The organism is Actinospineispora spinosispora DSM 44797, from assembly GCF_000429025.1.
GTDB classification, from domain to species: domain Bacteria; phylum Actinomycetota; class Actinomycetes; order Mycobacteriales; family Pseudonocardiaceae; genus Pseudonocardia; species Pseudonocardia spinosispora.
This window is the reverse complement of the sequence record NZ_AUBB01000047.1, coordinates 29,060-49,669: the sequence shown is the minus strand read 5'-3', so window position 1 is coordinate 49,669 and position 20,610 is coordinate 29,060. Positions and strand designations below refer to the sequence as shown.

Below are 20,610 nucleotides of genomic sequence, written 5' to 3'. Positions count from 1 at the left end.
GTACTATCTGCTCGGTCATGGCGAAAGTCAAGGTCGAGCACGCAGACCGAGGAGCCCGGGTGTCCGAACTGCACTACACGAACCTGCGTGACCAGGCGCTGGAGGTGGTCCGCCAGGCGCTCGTGTCCGGCGAGATAAGGCCCGGCGACATCTACTCCGCCGCCGCGCTCGCCAACCGCCTCGGCGTGTCGAGCAGTCCGGTCCGTGAAGCCATGCTGACGCTGGTGAATCAGGGTCTGCTCGAACCGGTGCGCAACCGCGGCTACCGGGTCGTGGAGATGAGCGAGCGTGACCTCGACGAGGTGTACGAGATGCGGCTCCTGATCGAGCTACCCGGCACACTGCGCGCGGCGTCGCACGCGACCGCCGAGGACATCGAACGGCTCGGACTGATCGCCGGCGAGATCGAGAAGGCCGCCAACGACGGCGACATCGTGCGCTTCCTCGACGCCGACCGCCGGTTTCATCTCGACCTGCTGGCGCTGTGTGGCAACCGTCGGCTGGTCGACACCGTCGCCGCGCTGCGCGACCAGACCCGCCTCTACGGGTTGGAGAGTCTTGCCGAGCACGGGCGTCTCGGGAGCGCCGCGAGCGAACATCGGGAGTTCCTGGCCGCGATGGCCGAAGGCGACGCCACGGTCCTGGAGGCCATCGTGCGGCGCCATCTGGAACACGTCCGCGCGGATTGGGCGGGCATGAGTCCAGACAACTGACGGACCGGCGCGTGCGGCCATCGCTTGGCTGAGTACTAGGTGGTCGCCGCGATCAATCAGGCGCTGAGGCCTCGCCACCAGGGACTCGAACCCCGGACCCGCTGATTAAGAGTTGCGACCCGGACAGTGGTCGTCCCGGCACAGTCGTAGGCCTGGAGACACTGCACCGCGGCGTCCAGGATTTGGCGGCGCGTCGCGGCGCTGCGTTGCTCCTGGGTGCGTCTCAGTGGCTTGTTCTCAGCGTTGACGCCTTGTGGCATGGACCGAAAGTACTGCACCAATAGGCAACGCCATGGTTCCGAAAGCGTCTGCGCGGCCGCCGTGTGATCGGTGAGCGCTGGGGTCATGATGCCGGCGCGTTGTGGTCATAGGTCGGGCCCGATGGTCGCCATACCGTCGAGTGGTCGGCCGCAAAGGTGCGGGTTGTCGAGTTCGGAGAGCGAGGCTTCACCGTGGTGCAGTCGCCCATGATTCGGTGTGTCGACCGGGAACGGAGTTATCCCGAGCTGCGTGAACGACTCATGGACGCGAGGCGTGATCGGTGCTTCGCCGACGCCTTTAGAGGCCGTGACGAACCAGCTTGCGTAGGGCCGCGCTACGTAGGTAGAGCCCGAGCCACACTGGGATCGCGAAGACGACAGGAATCAACAAGACGGGAAGCGGTGCGTGAATCCGGAGCGTTGCGCACAGTGCTCCGCCGAGGTAGGCCGTGATGAGAACCGCGCCGAAGAGTGAGGTTTGTGGCACCGAGTACAGCGCGACACTGATCAATAGTAGCGTGCCGATCACCGGGAGCGTGCCGGGATCGAAGCCTATTGTGGCGGCGGCGGACGCCTCGGCGTGAGAGGCCAGCAACTTGCTGACGGCGTCGACGAGTAGGAAAAGAACGACGAGTGTGCCTATCGTCATTCCTGCCCAATTCATGCGACGGTCGGGCCTGGTGTCGCCCGGTTCGGTAGGGGGTTGGGCATTGTTGGCGGTCATTATGGTCACCTTTCCCGGGATGTTTGCTTGCCGCAGTGCGTTTGTTGGGAGGTGGAGCACAACTCGCGAAAGAGAATTTCGAGCGGTATTGCTTCGCTTGGCTATTGATTCAACCGGTGATGCGAGTTAGAAGCCTTCTGGATTGCGAGGGTGTAGCTCTCCTCAAGCCATGTGACTTCTTCGTCGGATAGCGCCAGGTCGACGGCGGCCACAGCGTCGGTGATGTGGTGGGGCTTGGTGGCGCCGATGATGGGCGAGGTGACCGCGGGATTGTGCAGTACCCAAGCCAGGGCGACTTGAGCTTTGGTGACTCCACGATTGGCCGCGACGCTTGCCGCCGCTTCGATGATCTTGTTGTCGGAGTCGAGGTCTTGCTGGTAGCGCACTCGCGCGAATCCGTCGTTGCGCCCGCGGTCGGTCGGTACGTCGGGATTCCGGGCGAGCTTGCCTCGGGCCAGGGCGCTGTAGGGCAGCACACCGATGCCCTGGTCCTGGCAGAACGGGAGCATCTCCCGTTCCTCCTCACGCATGATCAAATTGTAGTGATTCTGCATGGATACGAATCGAGTCCAGCGGTGTAGGTCGGCCAGGTGTTGGGCTTGGGCGAACTGCCAGGTCCACATCGAGGACGCGCCCAGGTAGCGGACCTTGCCTGCTGAGACCAAGTCGTGCAGTGCTTCCATGGTTTCCGCTATAGGCGCCGAGGGGTCGTAGCGGTGGATTTGGTAGAGGTCGATGTAGTCGGTACCCAGCCGGCGCAGGCTCTGGTCTACCTGGGCAAAGATCGCGCCACGGGACAAGCCCCTGCCCTTGGGGCCTTGATGCATGGGGAAGAAGACCTTCGTGGCGATCACGACTTCGTCGCGCGGGGCTAGTTCCGCGAGGAGCGTGCCGGTGATCTCCTCGCTGCTGCCCTGACCGTAGGTGTTGGCGGTGTCGAAGGTGGTGATCCCGGCTTCGAGTGCCTGACGAAAGAAGGTGCGCGCTTCGTTGAATCCGAGAGTCCACGAGCTGCCGCGATCGGAGGCGCCGAAGCTCATGCAGCCGAGCGTGACACGTGAGACCTCGAGTCCGGAGCGGCCCAGTCGTGTGTACTTCAACGGCCTTACCTCCTAGGGGGCGGCGTATGGTTCGGTCGGCTAGAGCAGGGCGTCCAGGGTGATGGGGAGCTCGGTTATACGTCGACCGGTCGCGTTGAAGACGGCGTTGGCGATCGCGGCGGGAATCCCTACCATGACCAGTTCTCCCAGCCCTTTGATTCCGATCGGATCGGCTGTGGGTTCTTCGGTATCGAGAAATACCGCGTCCAGCTCGGGCACGTCGGCGTTGACCGGGACCAGATAGTCCGCCATGTTCGCGTTGACGATCCGTCCGTCGCGGTGGTCGGTGATCCCGTTTTCCAGAAGGGCCATTCCGATTCCGGCGATCATGCCGGATAGGGCCTGGCTGTGCGCAAGCTTCGGGTTGATGACTCGGCCTATGTCGTAGGCGGTGAAGATGCGCCTGATCCTCGCGGTGGCGAGCATCTCGTCGACGGATACCTCGGCGAAGATCGCGCCGTAGGCGTAGGAGGAGAAATGCTGGTTGAAGTCTCCTGGGCCCCAGCTCTGCTGTGTGTCCATGTGGGTCTGGTTGTGTCGTTGAAGGATCTGCCGGTATGAATCGCTCCGTCCTGGGGCGTTGCGCGCGCTCAGCAGCCCGTCCCGAACTGTGATCGAGTCCGGAGACGCCCCGTGCAGCGGGGAGGCGGGGTCCACCACGGCGGTGCGTATGAAGCTGTCGCGCAGAGCGTTGCAGGCTGTGAATACCGCCGAACCCACGCTCGCTAGGGTCTTGGAGCCGGAGTGCATGGGTGCGGTGGGGAGAGTCGAGTCACCGAGCTGGAAGGTGACCCTGCTGGCTGGCAGACCGAGTGCGTCAGCGGCGATCTGGACCATGGAGGTGTAGGTGCCCGGGCCCATGTCCGCGGTGGCGCTCGCCACCACGGCGGTGCCGTCATCGTGGACGCGGGCCATCGCGGTCGCGGACGTTCGGTTGTTGGAGTGCGCGGCCGTGGCCATGCCCAGACCGATCAGCAGGTTGTCTTCGCGCAGGGCCCGAGGTGTCGGGCTACGTCTTGACCAGCCGAATCGCTCTGCTCCCAGTCGGTAACAGTCGGCAAGTCGGCGGGTGGTGAAGGGCAGGTTGTTGAATGCGTTGTCGGCCGGCTCGTTCCGTAGCCGCAGCTCGATCGGGTCGATCCCGAGTTCGTGGGCTAGGGCGTCCATGGATGACTCGAGCGCGAAGGCGCCGGTCACTGTGCCTGGGCCGCGCATGAACGTCGGGGCGTGCACGTCCAGTGGTACGAGGCGGTAGCTGGAACGCACGTGTGGACAGCGGTAAAGGAACTGGGATAGTTCCATGCCCGAGTCGTCGTAGTCGGTGTAACGGGCTGTTTCGGAGATGCCTTCGTGGACGACCGCGGTCAGCTGGCCGTTCGCGCTGGCACCGATCCTGAAGCGTTGCCGGCTCGTCGGTCGGTACCCGACGCCGCTGTACATCTGCTTGCGGGTGAGCACCACCTTGACCGGCCGCCGCATCTCGCGGGCCGCGAACGCGGTCAGGATCACGTGTGGCCAGGTACGACCAGAGCTGCCGAACGCGCCCCCGATGAACGGGCAGATCACCCGGATGTTTCCCGGCGGTACGCCGAGCGCGGTCGCCACATTCTGGGCGTTGCCCTGCACCCACTGTGTCTTGTCCCAGAGCGTGAGTCGGTCGCCCTTCCAGGCCGCGATCGTGGAGGGCAGCTCCATGGGATTGTGGTAGTTGCGGGCGATGCTGAAGGTGTGGTCCAGCACCGTGCTCGCGCCGCGCAGCGCGCCGTCAGGATCCCCCCGACGGTAGTCCGGAGTCTCCGACGACAAGTGCGGCGTTGTGTCGGGTGTATCGATGTCGCTGCGCCCTGGCTGGTCCGCATACCGCACGTCGACCAGCGTCGCGCCGTGCTCGGCTTGCTCCAGGGTGGCTGCCACGACGACGCCGAGAGACTGACCGAAGAAGTTGACTTGGTCGACGGGGTAACCGAGGTTGACGCCGCGTAGGTCGGTCAGGACGCGAAGGACACCGGGTGCGGCCAGCGCACGGTCGGGATTGATCGAGATCACGCGGCCCCGGCTGACCGTGCTGCTCACGATCACGCCATGGACGATGTCGGGTACGGGATGCTCCGCGGCATAGGTCGCGCGGCCGGTCACCTTGAGTGGGCCGTCCACGCGTGACATCGGTTGGCCGACCGCACCTCCGCTGTGTATCTCTCCAACGACGCTCATGGCAGCGTCGCCACAGTGGCGAGTTGGCGGGCAACGGTGCGCTTCACCAGTTCGATCTTGAATCCGTTCCGCGAGAGCGGTCTTGCCCCGCTCGCCGCGTGCTGCGCCGCGTCGCCCCACAGTTGCCGCGCGGCGGTGTGACCGACAAGGGCCCGCTCCACCTCGGGCAACCTCCACGGGACTGTGGCGGTCCCTCCGACCGCCACCCGCGCGCCGCGAATGATGCCGCCCTGGATGTCCAGGGCTACCGCCGCGGAGCTCAGCGCGAACTCGTAGGACTGGCGGTCACGGACCTTCAGATAACCCGATCGCGCGGTATGGGGTCCCGAGGGCACTTCCACGGCGACGATGAGCTCTCCCGGGCGCAGGTCATGTTCTTGGTCCGGAGTGTTGCCCGGCTCCCGGAAGAACCGCGCCACCGGGATGCGCCGGTCACCGCCCCGCGACCGGGCGATGACCACAGCATCGAGTGCAACCAGAGCGACCGCCAGGTCGGAGGGGTGAGTCGCGACGCACTGATCACTCGCGCCCAGCACCGCGTGGCCACGGTTCTCGCCGCCGATCGCGGGACATCCCGAGCCCGGCTGCCGCCGATTGCACGCCGAGGTGACATCCCGGAAATACAGACACCGAGGTCGTTGCATGATGTTGCCCCCGATCGAAGCCATGTTGCGCAGCTGCGCCGAAGCGCTCAACTCCAAGGCCTCGGCAATCACCGGGTATTGAGTGCGCACCCTCGGGTCCTTGGCCAGGTCGGTCATTCGGACCAGCGCCCCAACACGCAGACCCCTCGGGTCGAGCTTGATGTCGCGGTAGGGAAGGGCGTTGATGTCGATCACGGTGGCCGGGCGCTCCACGGTCTCCCGCATGAGGTCGACCAGCGTCGTACCGCCCGCGATGTACCGACCGCCGCGCTCTCCGGCCGCGAGAGCGGAGCGCTCATCAGCTGCCTGGGTGAAAGCAAAAGGAAACATTGTCGCCTCAGGTCCGGGCCGCGGTCTGCGCGATCGCGCTGACGATGTTGGTGTACGCGCCGCAGCGGCAGATGTTTCCGCTCATCCATTCACGGATCTCCGCCGGTGAACCTGTGTGGCCCTCGGCGATACACCCCATTCCGGACATGATCTGGCCCGGAGTGCAGTAGCCGCATTGGAACCCGTCGTGATCGATGAAAGCCTGCTGCAACGGATGCAGCCGGTCCCCGTCGGCAAGACCTTCGATGGTGGCGATCTCGGCTCCGTCGTGCATGACCGCGAGGGTCAGACACGAGTTCACCCGCCTGCCGTCCACATGGATCGTGCACGCCCCACAAGCACCCTGGTTGCAGCCCTTCTTGGTGCCAGGTAATCCAGCTCGTTCACGCAGCAGATCCAGTAGAGAGGTGCGGTTGTCCACCTCGATGACACGATGCGCGCCATTGATGGTCAGCGTCACGGTCGTGAGGTCTTCCGGTCCTCGTTCGGTGCCACAACCGGCCAGTGCAGGCGCGGCCGCCACCAGACCGCCGACCACCGCCGTCGCCCCCACGAATTTCCTGCGGTTGATGCTGAAGGGCGCGGCGGCACCGTCAGACTGCTCCGGATGCTCCGCCGGCACGGGGACCGTGCTGTCCACGGGCTACCTCCCTCTCGACGTACCGACGTCGGGAAAGCCCAGCGTCCGATGGGGTTGATACGTCAACCCTAGCACCGAGGGCGCAGTGGATTCCGTGTGAGAAACCTAAGAACTCGCAACTGGTGCCGCAGGCGAGCGGCCTCGGGCTCGGCGACGCGAGCGCGACCGCTCATCGACGTGTCGCTGGGCTCCGCCGCGTACCGGGGGCGACTCAGTGCGCTGAATCAGCCCTGCTCTGAGCTGAGCTGGGCATCGACGACCCGGTTCGCGAGGTTGATGATGAACTCTTGCTCTTCGTCGCTGGTGATCGAGAGGAAATACCTGCGGACCGCCTCGGCGTGAACCGCGCGGGCATCCTTCATGATCTGCTCGGCCCGAGGGGTGACCGACATGGTGACCAGGCCAGTGCCTTCTTCGTAGACCCGCTCCACCAATCCGCGAGCCTCCATCCTCTTGAGCTGGTGCGAGAGGCGGCTCGCTGACCAGTTCAACTTCACCGCGAGCGACTTCATGCCTGAGAGTCGATTCTCAGGCGCGTCACTCAACCTGTTGAGCACCAAATAGTCGGGAGAGCTCAATCCGGTAGCGGGAGTGAGCTCGCCGCTAACTGAGCTGCGCAGGGAATCAGCCAGTTTTAGTACACCGCGCCACGCGTCCTGCTCGCGCCCGGTCAAGGGTTCGTTGATCACTCGGCCGCTCACCAACCGAACGCTACCCCGCTCAAGACGGACGCTCAGACCTGCGCCTTCGCTGAACTCAGGAACTCATCGACACTGACCTGCTACATGGCCTAAGGGTTCCGCGAACTCCGGATCCAAATCGACGTGATCGCCGTGGGAGTCATCCGCGCCTAACTGGTGACGGGCTGAGCGGCGACATTGAGACTCAACTCGTGGTGACACATCACGACAACTACCACCGGGCCGTGATCTGCGAGAGCGACATACAGCGGGTCGCAAGATGGGGGTAAATGGTCTCCACCGACCCCGCCTCAAATGTCCACTCCCACCGAAGACCGACCTTGCGGGTCTCGTCGGCCAGGAGGTAACGGCGGTCCTACGAATGGCCGAAGGCTGCCCGGCGAGCTGAGTTGTCGCCACAGCGTCTGTGCGGCGGCGACCGCTCGGGTGTCGGCGGTGGGGCGGATGTTGATCCGGCGGCGTTGGCGAAGTAGGCCATCGTCGAACGTGCCGGGGTCAAGGTCCGAGAAGCGTCCCGTCCGAGGAAGCCACCACCACGACCCGACTTGCGGCGTTGCTAGGTGTTGGCAGCCCGATCCGACCGGCCGAGTGAGTGCGTGCGCCACCGGTATGAGCCTTGCGCCGCGGGGTGAGGACGCCGAGCGGGTACGTCGGGCAGGGCCGCCCGGTAGGCCTCAGCGGTAGTCGCCACACCGAGGGCGCGTAACGCCGGGATCGTGGCCCTTGTCCCGGACAAGGGCCACGGACCATCTGATGCTCAGCGCAATTCGCACCGGCCCTCGCTACGTCGAAGTCACACTGTCGGCGTTGACTGGGGTATGGCGGCGATGCATCGGATTGACGCACGACCCGGATGCGGATCGTGGGGGAAGCAGCCGCGCTCATCTCGAACCCGCTTACAGCTCCTGACCGGGCCGCGTACTTAGTTCACACAATGAGGGTCGTGCGCCCAGCGGGCTGCTGCGGTGAACCGGCGCGCATGCCCTAGGTGAGGTACTACCCACTACTCAGAAGACGGCCCAAGATCAATGAACAAACATGGGTCTGTTATCTCGGGCGCAACTCGGGCGCAACTACGTCCATAGTGGATAGACGAAGGAGAGATGCAACGACACTTAGAAAGCAAAAACCGCAGGTCAGCGACATCTCGACCTGCGGTGTGAGTGTGCGCCGCCAGGGACTCGAACCCCGAACCCGCTGATTAAGAGGGTGCCAGAGTATGCCGTTCTTGCAGCTTAGGCTCAGTAGTCGCTGTCGTGATGTGGCACTTTCTGTCGGCATGTGGCGGTTGTCTCGGGCGCAACTCGGCCGCAGAGATGTCGGCTTTTACTTAAGCGAGCGCGTGTACGAACAGCACGCGCAAGTCGGTTTTCGCCCTGTTCCAGCGCGCTTCAGGCCCGCGCGAGGACTGAAGTTCCGCCGTATGCATCAGGAGAATTCCTCGGACAGTGTCCATGGCGGTGTAGATGGCATGTTGTACGGCGGGTCGTGCGCCGTCGGCGCCGAACAATGCCCGGTCCTGTCCCAGGCGAACAAGGCCGCGAACGGCAGTCCGGCACCCTGCCTTCCGCTCGGGCCCTCCGCCAACTCAGCTCCACCGTCGGGAGGACACCGATGACGCGCGTGACCGCACTCGCCATCGCCGCCGTCGTGGTGCTCGCCGGCATCGGATGGTTCCTCTTCGGCACCGGCCCGGCGCGCAAACACGTGACGGCGGACTTCCCGAACACGGTGAACCTGTATCCGGGCGCCGAGGTCAAGGTTCTCGGCGTGACCGTCGGCTCGGTCGAGGCGGTGACCGTGCGGGGGACCAGGGTGGACGTGACGATGAGCTACGACGGGGCGCTGACGCTGCCCGCTCACGCACACGCGGTGATCGTGCCCCCGTCCATCGTCGGTGACCGGTTCGTCCAGCTCGCGCCCGCCTACACCGGCGGCCCAACACTGGCCGACGGGGCGCGGCTGGACAGCGAGCACACCGACGTGCCCGTCGAGCTGGACGACGCCTACACCAGCATCGACAACCTGGCGAAGGCACTCGGCCCGAACGGCGCGAACGCGCACGGCGCGCTGTCGCGGCTGCTCACCGAGTCGGCCGCCAACCTGAACGGCAACGGTGACGCCGCGCACCGCACCATCCAGCAGCTGTCCGGCGCGGTGAGCACGCTCGCCGACAGCAGCCCGGACTTCGCCGCAACGGTCACCAACCTCGGCGAGCTCACCGGCACGCTGGCCGCCGACGACCCACAGGTGCGGGCGCTCGTCGGCAACCTGGCGACGGTCTCCGGGGAACTCAACGGGCAGCGCGACGAGCTGGCCGGCGCAACCGACAACCTGCCGACACCGACCACGTCGTCGCCACTCGACCAGCTGCTCGGGGGTGGCCGGTGATTCGCAGAGGCGTCGCTGTCCAGCTGGTGGTGTTCGGGGTCATCTCGATCGCCGCGATCGCCGTACTGCTGTTCCGGTTCGCCGGCCTGAGTACCCTGATCAGCCCGCCGTACCTGGTCCAGGCACATTTCACCGACGCCGGTGGGATCTTCCCGCGTGCCGAAATCGACCTGCTGGGCACCGCCGTGGGCACGGTCGAGGACGTGGCGGTGGACGCGTCGGGAGGTGTGGTGGCGAGCCTGCTGATCAACAACGGCGTGTCCGTCCCCGTCGACGTGACCGCGACGGTGACCAACAAGTCGGCGCTCGGCGAGCAGTACATCGAGCTGGTTCCGCGTTCCTCGGGTGGACCGTTGCTCGCCGAGGGCAGCGTGATCCCGGTGGACCGCACCCGCACACCGCCGCTGGTACGCGACCTGCTGGCCAACCTGAACTCCCTCGCTGCGTCAGTCCCGAAACAGGCGCTGGCCACCAACCTGGTCGAGCTGTCCGCTGCCTTCGGCGGGACCGGCCCCGACCTGCAACGTCTGCTGGACCAGAGCGACACACTGACCAGCACCAACCTCGCCAACCTGCACGACCTGATCGGGTTGATCGACAGCAGTGGGACGGTGCTGGACACCCAAGCCGCGCGTGGCGACCAGATCCGTGACCTGGGTCGGAACCTCGCCGGGCTCACCGACCAGGTACGCGAGTCGGACCCGGTACTCGCCGAGCTGTTCGGTCACGGCCGAGGGGCCACCGACCAGGTCACCGGGCTGGTGCGGGACAACAAGGAGGTGTTGCCCGGTCTATTCACCGATCTGCTCGCCGTCACCGACGTGGCGCACGCACGGCAGCCCCAGATCCGCAAGTCACTGGTGGTACTGCCCTGGGCGCTGGAGCGAGCCGCCGGCGCGATCCGCTACTGCGACGAGAACGACCCGAAGACCGGCGAGCCGATCCCGAGCACCTGCCACTACGACGCCGAGGGCCGACCGGACCTCGCCGCCCGCTTCGCGTTCCAGCTGCCGGAGAAACCATTGGTCAGCGCCCCGTACAACGTATGCGTACGTGGCTACCAGGACACGAAGAAGTACCTACCCAGTGGGCTGCCGGCCGACGGTCATGGCCCGGTGGAACGCCCCGACCAGCGGCCGAACAACAACGCCCGATGCGCCGCGCTGCCGACCGATCCCGGAACACCCAACATCCGAGGCGCCCAGAACGCCCAGCACCCCCGCTAGGTTCGGTGCGAGAACGACCTCGTCGACCGGTCGAGTGGCTCACCACCCCGCGGACGGTCAACGCGTTCTACAACCTCCGGCTCAACGAGGTGGTGTTCCCGGCCGCGGTCCTGCGGCCTCCGCTGTTCGACCCCGACGTTGACGACGCAGCCAACTACGGCGGCATCGGTTCGACCATCGGCCACGAGATCGGACGCGGGTTCGATGACCAGGGCTCCCAGTACGACGGCGAAGGCAACCTGGTCGACTGGTGGGAGGCAGCCGACCGGACGGAGTTCGAACGCCGCGCCCAGGCCCTGCGCACCCAGTTCGACGCATTGTCTCCCGCCGGTCTTCCAGGACACACCGTGAACGGTGCCCTCACGCTGGGGGAGAACATCGGTGACCTCGGCGGCATGATCATCGCGTCAGGTGTCGCCTGCCATCAGGACCGCTGACGAGTACCGGACTGTGCCGGTAATCGAGCGTGCTCGGTCGTTGCGAGACTTGCTCGGCAGCTCGGGCCAGATGTATGACCAGCTAGATGCGTTCTGCCTGACTCCGGCTCTCGCACCATCGGAGCTGCCCGGTTCCGACGAGAGTCCCGCTTGAGCCACGAGGGGAAGCCGTCTTGCCTGTACAAGTTGCCGTCTGCGGTCCACGCGAGTGCACGGAAGCAGATCAGGCGAACGCCTACGAGGTGGGCCAGTTGCTGGCTCGCGCTGGCGCCACCGTGATCTGTGGTGGCGGTACCGGCGTGATGGCGGCTGTGTCGGCAGGTGCGCGGTCCGAGGATGGCTTAGTGATCGGTGTTCGACCAGGGGCCAACGCAGACGATGCGAACCCCGACCTGTCGGCCGTGATCGTGACCAACATCGGCGAAGCCAGGAACGCCGTGATCATTTGGTCGGCCGACGCCGTGATCGTGATAGGTGGTTCTTGGGGAACCCTCTCGGAGCTGGCCCTAGCCAAGCGCCGCGGCGGTATCCCCGTAATCAACTTGAACGGGTGGACCTTGCGGCAAGCTGACGGCACTCCACCGCCAGATGCTCCAACCGAGGCGACCAGCGCCACCGAAGCAGTGGACCTCGCGCTACGTGATCTGCGGTTTATGGGACCGGTTGGTGGCTAGATGGGGAGTCGTGGCCCGGCTCGAGCCTGAGTAGACGGAAGCCCTGGCGACCAACCCTGGGCGGGCCTCGTCGAGTGGCGGTCAAAGGTGGAGCCACGCTCGCCCGAAGAATGGAGCCGTTGACGAGCTGTCCAGAGACGCGACAGATCGAGAATTGTGGGTATGGACTCGTCCATCACGTTGTGTCGCCTCGGTGCAGCACGTTTGCTGGGAACAAACGAGCAGCGGCCGGTCGCCTATCACATAGTCGTTCCAGGGGCCCGAGCGTGCCCGCCGTGGCGGCGCCCTTCACCAGCCGACGGTGGTGCGGGTGGTCATCCGGAGGCGGTAGGCGTGGTCGGCGTAGTGCCTGGTCAGCCGGTAGACCGTTCGCATGGGGTAGCCGGGGTCGGGGCTGTAGACGGTGTACATCCGGGTGCGCGTCGAGGTGCGGACCTGCGACCCGAGCAGCCCGCCGATCTCGGCTGTCCAGGTGCCGCCGTTGGTGACGCTGAACCGGCTGTCGGCCGGGCCGAAGCCGAACGCGACCGTGTACGACACCGGGGCGACGATCCCGTGCGCGATCGGCGGCTGCCCCTGGCACGGGTACAGCCAGGCCAACTGCCAGTCGACCAAGGTGCGCCCGTCGCTCGGCAAGGCGTCGGCGACCGGTAACAACCTGCGCACGGTGGGCATCGCGAAGGCGAGCCAGCCTCGCGTCACCGTCGCGGTCAACCGGAATGCCACGGCTCCGACGGGCAGGTCGGAACCACTGGTGATCGAGGCGTCCCGCCAGGAGGTGTCGTCCTCGTGGTCGTCGAGTCGACTGTCTCCGACCACCCGGAGCCCTCCTACGCTCCCGGTCGAGGGTGCGGCGAACTCGGCGGTCAGCTCGTTGCCCGCGCCGGTCAGGCCGCTGACCGTGGTCATCAGCTGGTTCCTTACGGACAGACCGGCTGGCAGGCGCAGCCAAGGCGTGCGCAGCCGGTGCGGCGCGCCGACCGTGACTGGGAGGCTGCCCCACACCTGCTCGGTTGCCGGGCCCGGCTCCGGCGGGCTGTCCGGCCACCAGCGATTGCGGGCGAAGCCGTCGACGGCCGGCTCGCCGGACCACACGGTGACCCCGACAGCGGTGTCCGGGTCGGCTACCCACAACACCCGAGCCTCCCCGCAGCGGTGCCCGAGCGGGTCCTGCACCGCGTCCGCCCACGGCGACCAGTTGTCCCACGTGCGGACCACCGCGACCCCGAAACCGGTGACCAGGAAGGCCAGCTCCGCTGTAAGGAAGCACCCGATCAACACCCCCGAGGTCAGCACCGGCGCGAGTGAGCGCCGGGCTCGCCAGGTCCACAGCCCGACGGCGATCACCACCGCGACGGCCACGGCCGCGATCACCGAGAATGTTCCGGCCAGCAGCGGTTCGCCGGCCCTCGGCACGCCCGGCATCACGTTGTCCGCCCACCAGTTTCGTCCCCGCCCGGACAGCCACACCCAGCCGACCGTCGCCGCCAGCGACAGCGCGCCGGCCCCCCGCGCCAGGCTCGGCCGGTCGCCCAGCAGCATGACCGCCAGCCGGGGCAGGGCCAACGCCCACGCGCTGAGGAAGACCGTGGCGATCCCGGCGAATGCACCGAAGTGCCAGGTCCACTTGCTCGGGGTGAGCACCAGCACACCGAGACCGAGCAGACACGTCCATCCGGTGAGCCACAAGACCCTCGGCGGTGGTCGCTGCCGCCTACGGGCATGCGCACAGAGCATCACGAAGAACGGCAGCACGAGTAGGAGCAGCAGCACCGGGGTCCGGATCGCGTAGTTGCCGATCGAGCCGTCGCCTAGCAGCAGCCGGTAGCGGTCGATCTCGTCGACCAACGGTCCGGCTGTCGACCCTGCCGACGTGCCACCGAAGGATGAGCCGCCTCGGACGAAGTCTTTGAGCGAGCCGTCGGCGAAGCCCGCGAAGCCGGCCACGGTCGCGCAGCAGAGCACGCATACGGTGGTGGCCACGGCCTCCACCGCGGTGCGTGAGGTGCGTCGGACCAGACGCGCGGCGGCGGGGCCGCCGAGCAGCAGCGGCAACACCCCGATCGCGCCGGCGGGGTGGTCGATCAGCCCCAGCGAGGCGGCGGCTACCGCCAGACCGAGGTAGGCGGGTTGCTGGCGCCGGTGCGCGGCGGTCATGGCGTACCCGGTCACTGTGAGGCAGGCGGCGACCGAGGCCTCCTGGCGAGTGCCGAGACCGAACGGCAACCACCAGGCCAGGAACAGCAACGCGGGGACGAGCAGCCGCCGGCCACGGGCGAGGTCGCCGAGAGTCCCCCGCACCGCCGCCCAGGTGACCAGCGCGAACGCCAGCGACGGAATCCGCATGAGCACGGGTGAGATACCGAGCCTGGACCACCACGAATAGATCCACAGCAGCCAGGTGAATGGTACGTAGGAGTTGTTGAAGTACATGTAGTAGTTGCCGAAGTAGCCGGCATAGCGCTGGTTGATCGCCATGGCGTACATCCAGCCGTCGTCGTGCGTCATGGGGGCCAGGAACAGCCACACCACCAGGACGCCAACCACGGCGGCGTCGGTTGACGCCGGCCGGAACCGCATGAGCCTTCTACGTCGCCCGTGCCCATCCGGTCGTTTCCGGACGGTGAGCAGGTAACCGACGGTGACGCTCGCACTGACAGCCAGCAGAGCCAGCAGAGCGATCTTCACGGGTGCCGGCGAGGTAGCGAACCGGTCGTCGACGCGGACCGTGACCGTGAGGTCCGGGCCCGGCAGTGCGGTGATGCCGGTGATCAGCGCGTCGACCACCGGGAGCGGTGAGGTGCCCAGGCGCAGTCCATCCCGGGTATAGGTCAGCCCATCGTCCGAGGTTGTGATGCGGTATTGGCACGGGCCCGGCGGGACGGTGTCCCGCAGAACCTGCCTGGTACCGACGAAGGCGGTCAGCGTGCCCGGACCGGCGACCAACCGCAGGCCCTCGGCGCGATCCGGCCGGTCCGGGTCGGTGGTGGCGAGCAGCACACGGTCGCCCTCGGAGGCGGACGCCTCGACCACCGCCCGGCAGCTGAACCCGACCTCCAGTCCCAGCGGACTCCCGGCCTCCAGCGGCAGCAGTGTGGAGGTCGGGGCGGTCGCCACCAGGGGCCAGCTGACGGTCGGCTCGTCGACCTCGACCGGAGCGAACGGCAGCAGCAGCGAGCCCACGATGGTGACCAGGCCGGAGAGCAACGCCAGCGTCGTCGATGCTGTCCACCACGCCCGCCTGGTGGTCGCGGTCGACGACGCCGGAACACTGATCGCGACCTCGCCGCCGGCCGGGATCATCGCATCGGCGGGCCCGCGAGCCCGGCCCGGTCAGCGCGGACACCATCCCAGGGCACCGCCGAGGAGCAGCGGGGCCAGGCCCCGATGCCCTGGCTTCTCAACACCTGCTCGGCGACCAGCACCTGCGCATGCACCAGCCCGGTGCGCGGGGCTGTCGCGCCGTCGGGCGCCCGATCGGGCGAGGCGGCTCGAGCTGGTTCGGCCACGGGGGAGAACCGGGGCCCGGCTTCGTAGGCGATACCGGTTCCGATGTTCCAGTTGCCGCCGCTCTCGCACCGGGCGACCACGCTCCAGGTGCCGCCGTTGGGATGGAGCGGGATCGCGGCGACCACCGGTGCGGCGCCGACCGCGAGAAGGGTCAAGGTCAGCGGAACGGCGGTCCGGACGAGGAAGCTCCACACACGCTCGAGGCCGGTTCCGCGCATGCTTTCCCCCAACACCACCGCCCGCTGGGAGGGGTGAATCGTCAGATCGGTATCTGCCATAAGGACCACCCCCGTCGCCGTGGGATGAGCGGCCCGCCCAGATATACCAAGTGGACGGAGCGTGGACTACCCCGCTCAACCGCGGAACCACAGGTCTGAGATCTGTGGCCACCCAGCGGACTGATTTCCCAAATTTCCCAATCGGCGCAGCTCAGGGCCTGTGCGCGGGATTAGGACATCGATTTGGATCACCAGACCTCGCCCGACCGGTCGGAGTCTCGCCGAGGGTGCTCGCGCGGAGCTGGGGTGGTGGCTAGGGCCCGGAGTCAGGCCGCGATACCGCATTTCCAGGAGTTGCTGGACGAGTTGGAGCCGGTCGGAGTCGGGTGCGGCTGGAACTTCACGGCCGGCCCAACCTGGCCTCGCCGGTGGTCGTGCGCACCTTCTAGCGCATCCTGCAGTGAGTCGCTGACAAACGTGCGGAAGGGCGCCCCGGCGCCGCCGTCCTGGTCACTCTGCGCTTCGGCGCCGACCGGGTGCGACTGACTATGCGCAACAACCCTCCCGAAGACCGGTGAGACGTTCGCGTGACCGACCGCGGCTCCGGGATCGGGCTGTTCCAGCGCACAGAGTTGATCAGCGGCTCGCTCGAGGCCAGTCCGACTCCGGACGGGGTTTCCAGGTGGAGGCCACGCTGCCGGCATTCGTCCCACACTCCGGACACGACCACGCAACCGGCGCGCGGGATCGCATGATCTACATAATGTTGTCATCAACTGAGTTGTTTCATGGAGCCTTCAGGTGGGGCCAAGTCGAGCCGCCCAAACCGGGGCCAAATCAACCGCCAAAGCCATGTGCCGTTGCCTGCGGCAATACCGGCGAGCCGCAGGGCGTCCAGCGATACAGCGTGGGGCAACAACTAGTTACTACAGTCCTATGTCGGCTTCACTCGACGTGGTCACCGAGCTTGGAGCTATTTCGAGGCCAGCGTGCTCACTGCGGTTACGGCTTGGGGCCCGAAACCTGTGGCCGCGTGTGGGATTCCGTGACGCGGGGCGACCTCAGAACGCGGTTGCCAGCAGGGCCGCTGAGTGTGTCGGGAAGACAGGGAACGGTGTGGTCGCCCCGCTCCACGTTGCGTACTGCGCCAGGGCGCTGCCCGGACGTAGAACGAGGTACAGGTCTAGGTGCCTGCGGGATGTATCCGCCATGATCTGGTGGAGGGATTGGATGCAGCCGATATCGAATGTGGTGACAGCCCACAGGTCAAGGATCACCACTCGTCCTACCGCTATCTGGAGGGCATTCTCCGCGGCATCCCACAGGTCATCTGCCCGGTTGAACGCGCACCCACCTTGCACGGTGACGGTCACGCATGATTCATGGTCTTCGTCGACTTCCAGCCACGTCCGCATCCTGCGCTCTGTCACGCCAATCACCGGGCCACGACCTCTCCGCCAGTCTCCTTGCCGCGTCGCCAGGGGCCGCGTTCGAGGGGACAGCGCTGACGACGGTGGTGGGTGCTGTTTGCTAGCTGTTCACTCAACGGGCCGCTGGGTCCGAAGTGACGCTGCTGGAGGAGGGAAACGGCACGTAAATTAAGAGACCGGACGCATGCGCGGATCATCACCCCCGGACCGCACACGGGCGGATCGACCTCGTAGTCCTTTCCAGGGGCGGGTAGGTTGCCGGTTCACCGACAGCCACAATGAACCATGGTGTCAGGTGGCGCGCGATGAGTCGACGAATTCGCAGGCCACGCGGCGGGTGGGTGGAGTCCCGACGGAGCGCAGCGCGCGGTCGCTGCTGTTGACGGTTCTCGGGGAGTTGGCCGTCCCGGCGGGTCAGCCGGTTTGGACCGCGTCCTTGATCCATGTTCTTGGCGGTCTCGGTGTAGTCGAGCAGACCGCGCGTCAGACGCTCGCCCGGGCTGCTGGCCGGGGATGGATTACCGGTGAACGGATCGGGCGGGCGGTTCGTCGGTCGGTAATGCCCGTGGCGACCGACATGATCGAGGACATCACCCGGCGTGTGGTGTCGCTCAATACGTCGCGGAGCATCGGAACGGTAACGGGATCTTTCTCAATGTGGTTGTTCCTCAGGAGAAGAAGGCGGTCCGTAGGCGGCTGTACAGCGCATCGGGGTGGGCCGGATTCGGCAATCCCACGCCGGGCCCGTGGACCAGCCCGCACGTTGATCGGTTCGACGAGACCAGAGGGATCATCGAGGACTTGGATTTGACTGGCTCGACGATCGTGGCTATCGGCCGACTGGCCAGTGCAGGTCTGGCCGTGCCCCAGATCATTGCCAGGGGCTGGCGGCTCGACGAGGTCGCCGAGCGCTATGCGAAGCTGCTCGACACCTACCAGGTCATGGCCAGCACAGGGCGACGATCTGTTGCTCAGCTACCTTGCATTAGTTGATGAGTGGCGCAGGTTCCCAGCTATGGACCCGCAGCTGCCCAGGGACGTACTCTCGGTCTGGATCGGCCGCCGGGCGGCAGACACGTTTGTGATTCTGAGGGCCAGGTGGCTGCCCTCCGCGTACAAACGTTGGCTAGAAGTAGCAGAACTCACCGCACCGACGATCTCCATCGGGACCCTGCCATTCATGTTTAGGCTACTCACTTGATTCTGATCCGCACGCCACGAGGAGGAATCAGTGAGCACCCAGCTCGATGCGCCGAATCCTGAGACTCTTGAAACGCGGCAGGTAGATCAACAGCTGCGCGAGGTTGAAGATCGACTCGTCGCCCGATACGCGAATCACGCGGACCTCACAGAAGAGGTGGTGCGTGGCGCGGTCGCTGAATTGCGAGATCGCTACTCGATCGCCCGGGTGCGGAGCTTCTTGCCGATCATCATCGAGCGAGCGGCCCGCGCGAAGTTCGACGGCTAGTCGAATGGATCCAGCGATGCTGATCGGATCGCTGGATTTGATCCGACTCGATTGCTCCAGGATCCATCCCGCACCGAACTGGGTGGTGGGCGGAAGGACGACATTGAGACTCAAGCTCGCCGCGGTGCTCGGTCATTAATGGTCTTGGCCGATGTGCTGGGTTCGCCAGCTGTCCTGGTCGCGGGTCAGCCATTTCCAGGAGTTGGAATCCTCACCGGCGCCAGTAGACGCGATGCTTGGCGATCAATCTGTTGACGATGTCGAGGGATTCGACGACGTCGAGTTGCTCCCCGGCCGGTCCGGTGGATGTGTATTCCCAGATCAGGACTTTGTCGTTGGGGTAGGGCGGTTCGAATCGGTCCAGCCGGGCACGTCTCGTCCCAGAGGCGCGCCCGATCGTGGAGGAGGTTGTGGCGTATCGGTCGGCGTTGTGGCGGATCGCGGGTAGCTCGACACCAGCCGGAAGCTCGGCGGATCGCACACGTCGGGCGATGTCCATTCCGAAATCGAGGTAGCGGGCCACAGCGAATGACCTTACGACTTCGGCCTGTGCCGGACAGTGCTACCGCAGACCGGTACAAAGATCATCATACGTGTTTGGCTCGGTAATGTGCAGTCTGTGATTACGGCGGCCCTGGCTGACCCCCGGTGTCGGTGGTATCGGCTCCGCCAGCTTTCTGGCCGACGTCGGTCATGAAATTCCTACGTCCTTACTGGCGAGCTTCGTCACCAGCACACTTGGTGCCCCGGCTGCTGCGCTCGGCTTGATCGAAGGCATCTCCGACGGGCTCGCCGGAGCCGGTCGTTTCGTCGGCGGCGCCCTCTCCGACGACCCCGGTCGCCGCCGCACCCTGGCGGTCGGCGGGTACTCGGCGACGGCGATCCTGTCCGCGCTGATCGGTGTGACTGGCTCAGTGGTACAGGCTGGTGTCCTGCGTGGTGGGGCGTGGGCCGCCCGTGGCTTGCGGGTGCCCGCACGTAACGCGTTGCTTGCCGACGTCGTTCCCGCTGGTGCCTATGGGCGGGCCTACGGGTTCGAGCGCACGATGGACAACCTCGGCGCCATAGTCGGACCGCTGCTTGCGCTCGGGTTGGTGTCTTTGCTCAGTATTCGGACCGTGATCCTGCTGTCGGTCATACCTGGGCCGCTCGCCGCGTTGGCCATCGTCTACGCCATCAGACAAGCACAGTTGCCGAAGGTCACCGAGCGGCGAAAGCTTCGGTTTCAGGTGCGTCCGGTCCTACGGGGGCAGCTGGGTCGCCTGATGGCCGGGTTCACCGCGTTCGAGCTCGGCAACGTCGCGGCGACGTTGCTCATCCTGCGCGCCACTGAGGTGCTCACCCCCGGCCACGGCTCGCACGCCGCCACTCAGATCGCCATCGCTCTGTATGTGATCTACAACGTCGCCGCCACCGTCACCTCGTTCCTCGCGGGAGGGCTGTCGGACAATCTGGGTCGGCGAGGACCGCTGCTGGTCACTGCTGCGGGTGTGGCGGCGTTTGTGCTCGCGTACTTCCTTTTCGGGGTGTCCGGACCCACTGTCGTCGTACTGGGTGCCGCGTTCGCGCTGGCTGGGATCGGGATCGGCTGCGCGGAGACCGCTGAGCACGCCGCGGTCGCGGCCTTCGCTCCCGTCGAGGTACGCGGCTCGGCGTTCGGGCTCCTGGCCACTGTCCAGGCTGTGGGTAACGTCGCCGCGGTCGCGGTCGCGGGTCTGCTCTACACCGTGGCGACGCCGACGGTCGCTTTCTGCTATCTCGCCGCGTGGATGGTGGTTGCGCTCGTGGCGTTGGGCTGGGCGTGCCGGCCTCTGAGGCCGATCAGGTGAGACGGCTGCGTACTGCACCGCAAAAACGGCTACCCGAGGCTTGACAGTCCGCACACGCGAGATTTACGTTGACAGTGTTCAAGCACATGTGGAATGTGCTCTTC

General features: G+C 66.2%; 19 protein-coding genes and 1 pseudogene. 10 read left to right on the top strand and 10 right to left on the bottom strand.

Features of this window, described 5'->3' with window-relative positions; genetic code table 11:
* Positions 1 to 59: 59 nt before the first annotated feature.
* Positions 60 to 713 (top strand): GntR family transcriptional regulator, encoded by a 654-nt coding sequence (locus tag G406_RS0120230; protein ID WP_028935219.1) that lies wholly within the window; start codon positions 60 to 62, stop codon positions 711 to 713.
* Between the two features lie 558 nt (positions 714 to 1,271).
* Here the strand turns inward: G406_RS0120230 and G406_RS0120225 are convergent.
* From G406_RS0120225 to G406_RS57055, 6 genes are all read right to left on the bottom strand, one after another.
* On the bottom strand, positions 1,272 to 1,697 hold the full coding sequence (locus G406_RS0120225) for a DoxX family protein (RefSeq protein ID WP_051342405.1): 426 nt from the start codon (positions 1,695 to 1,697) through the stop codon (positions 1,272 to 1,274).
* A gap of 101 nt (positions 1,698 to 1,798) precedes the next feature.
* Positions 1,799 to 2,797: an aldo/keto reductase gene (locus G406_RS0120220; protein ID WP_028935217.1), complete on the bottom strand. Its 999-nt coding sequence runs from the start codon at positions 2,795 to 2,797 to the stop codon at positions 1,799 to 1,801.
* Positions 2,798 to 2,836: 39 nt separating this feature from the next.
* A complete protein-coding gene (locus G406_RS0120215; RefSeq protein ID WP_084216237.1) occupies positions 2,837 to 4,960 on the bottom strand; it encodes a xanthine dehydrogenase family protein molybdopterin-binding subunit in 2,124 nt (707 codons plus the stop codon).
* Between the two features lie 44 nt (positions 4,961 to 5,004).
* On the bottom strand, positions 5,005 to 5,982 hold the full coding sequence (locus G406_RS0120210) for an FAD binding domain-containing protein (RefSeq protein ID WP_028935215.1): 978 nt from the start codon (positions 5,980 to 5,982) through the stop codon (positions 5,005 to 5,007).
* Positions 5,983 to 5,989: 7 nt separating this feature from the next.
* Entirely contained in the window at positions 5,990 to 6,622 is a 633-nt protein-coding gene (locus G406_RS0120205; RefSeq protein ID WP_084216236.1) for a 2Fe-2S iron-sulfur cluster-binding protein, read from the bottom strand.
* A 224-nt stretch (positions 6,623 to 6,846) separates the two neighbouring features.
* On the bottom strand, positions 6,847 to 7,323 hold the full coding sequence (locus G406_RS57055; protein WP_169736742.1) for a MarR family winged helix-turn-helix transcriptional regulator: 477 nt from the start codon (positions 7,321 to 7,323) through the stop codon (positions 6,847 to 6,849).
* 1,614 nt (positions 7,324 to 8,937) lie between these two features.
* On the opposite strand from G406_RS57055, the gene G406_RS48325 reads away from it, so the two are divergent.
* The 4 genes from G406_RS48325 (at position 8,938) to G406_RS55930 (ending at position 12,051) form a co-directional block, all read left to right on the top strand.
* A complete protein-coding gene (locus G406_RS48325) occupies positions 8,938 to 9,714 on the top strand; it encodes an MCE family protein (RefSeq protein ID WP_169736741.1) in 777 nt (258 codons plus the stop codon).
* The gene (locus tag G406_RS58955) at positions 9,711 to 10,940 is read left to right on the top strand and encodes an MCE family protein (protein ID WP_028935213.1); all 1,230 of its coding nucleotides are present in this window, start codon (positions 9,711 to 9,713) and stop codon (positions 10,938 to 10,940) included. The genes G406_RS48325 and G406_RS58955 overlap by 4 nt, the downstream gene beginning before the upstream one ends.
* Positions 10,941 to 10,945: 5 nt before the next feature.
* Positions 10,946 to 11,377, top strand: a complete 432-nt coding sequence (locus G406_RS58950; protein WP_028935212.1) for a M13-type metalloendopeptidase — start codon at positions 10,946 to 10,948, stop codon at positions 11,375 to 11,377.
* Between the two features lie 173 nt (positions 11,378 to 11,550).
* Positions 11,551 to 12,051 (top strand): TIGR00725 family protein, encoded by a 501-nt coding sequence (locus G406_RS55930; protein WP_084216233.1) that lies wholly within the window; start codon positions 11,551 to 11,553, stop codon positions 12,049 to 12,051.
* 288 nt (positions 12,052 to 12,339) lie between these two features.
* On the opposite strand, the gene G406_RS0120180 is transcribed toward G406_RS55930, so the two are convergent.
* From G406_RS0120180 to G406_RS0120170, 3 genes are all read right to left on the bottom strand, one after another.
* Positions 12,340 to 15,354 (bottom strand): arabinosyltransferase domain-containing protein, encoded by a 3,015-nt coding sequence (locus G406_RS0120180; protein ID WP_028935211.1) that lies wholly within the window; start codon positions 15,352 to 15,354, stop codon positions 12,340 to 12,342.
* The gene (locus tag G406_RS48320; protein WP_084216232.1) at positions 15,351 to 15,839 is read right to left on the bottom strand and encodes a transglycosylase family protein; all 489 of its coding nucleotides are present in this window, start codon (positions 15,837 to 15,839) and stop codon (positions 15,351 to 15,353) included. The genes G406_RS0120180 and G406_RS48320 overlap by 4 nt, the downstream gene beginning before the upstream one ends.
* A gap of 1,001 nt (positions 15,840 to 16,840) precedes the next feature.
* Positions 16,841 to 17,194, bottom strand: a complete 354-nt coding sequence (locus tag G406_RS0120170; protein WP_156935011.1) for an STAS domain-containing protein — start codon at positions 17,192 to 17,194, stop codon at positions 16,841 to 16,843.
* Between the two features lie 199 nt (positions 17,195 to 17,393).
* On the opposite strand from G406_RS0120170, the pseudogene G406_RS59775 reads away from it, so the two are divergent.
* The 4 genes and pseudogenes from G406_RS59775 to G406_RS57050 all read left to right on the top strand — a co-directional run.
* Positions 17,394 to 17,744 (top strand): annotated as a pseudogene (locus G406_RS59775) (hypothetical protein); the annotation flags it as partial.
* Positions 17,745 to 17,866: 122 nt separating this feature from the next.
* Positions 17,867 to 18,202, top strand: a complete 336-nt coding sequence (locus tag G406_RS58945) for a hypothetical protein (protein WP_028935209.1) — start codon at positions 17,867 to 17,869, stop codon at positions 18,200 to 18,202.
* The gene (locus G406_RS59770; protein ID WP_084216230.1) at positions 18,123 to 18,410 is read left to right on the top strand and encodes a PaaX family transcriptional regulator C-terminal domain-containing protein; all 288 of its coding nucleotides are present in this window, start codon (positions 18,123 to 18,125) and stop codon (positions 18,408 to 18,410) included. The genes G406_RS58945 and G406_RS59770 overlap by 80 nt, the downstream gene beginning before the upstream one ends.
* 30 nt (positions 18,411 to 18,440) lie before the next feature.
* Complete coding sequence (locus G406_RS57050) at positions 18,441 to 18,677, top strand: three-helix bundle dimerization domain-containing protein (protein WP_156935010.1); 237 nt, start codon at positions 18,441 to 18,443, stop codon at positions 18,675 to 18,677.
* Between the two features lie 211 nt (positions 18,678 to 18,888).
* On the opposite strand, the gene G406_RS0120145 is transcribed toward G406_RS57050, so the two are convergent.
* Complete coding sequence (locus G406_RS0120145) at positions 18,889 to 19,200, bottom strand: hypothetical protein (RefSeq protein ID WP_156935009.1); 312 nt, start codon at positions 19,198 to 19,200, stop codon at positions 18,889 to 18,891.
* A gap of 115 nt (positions 19,201 to 19,315) precedes the next feature.
* On the opposite strand from G406_RS0120145, the gene G406_RS48310 reads away from it, so the two are divergent.
* A complete protein-coding gene (locus tag G406_RS48310) occupies positions 19,316 to 20,506 on the top strand; it encodes an MFS transporter (RefSeq protein ID WP_051342400.1) in 1,191 nt (396 codons plus the stop codon).
* The last annotated feature ends 104 nt before the right edge of the window (positions 20,507 to 20,610 follow it).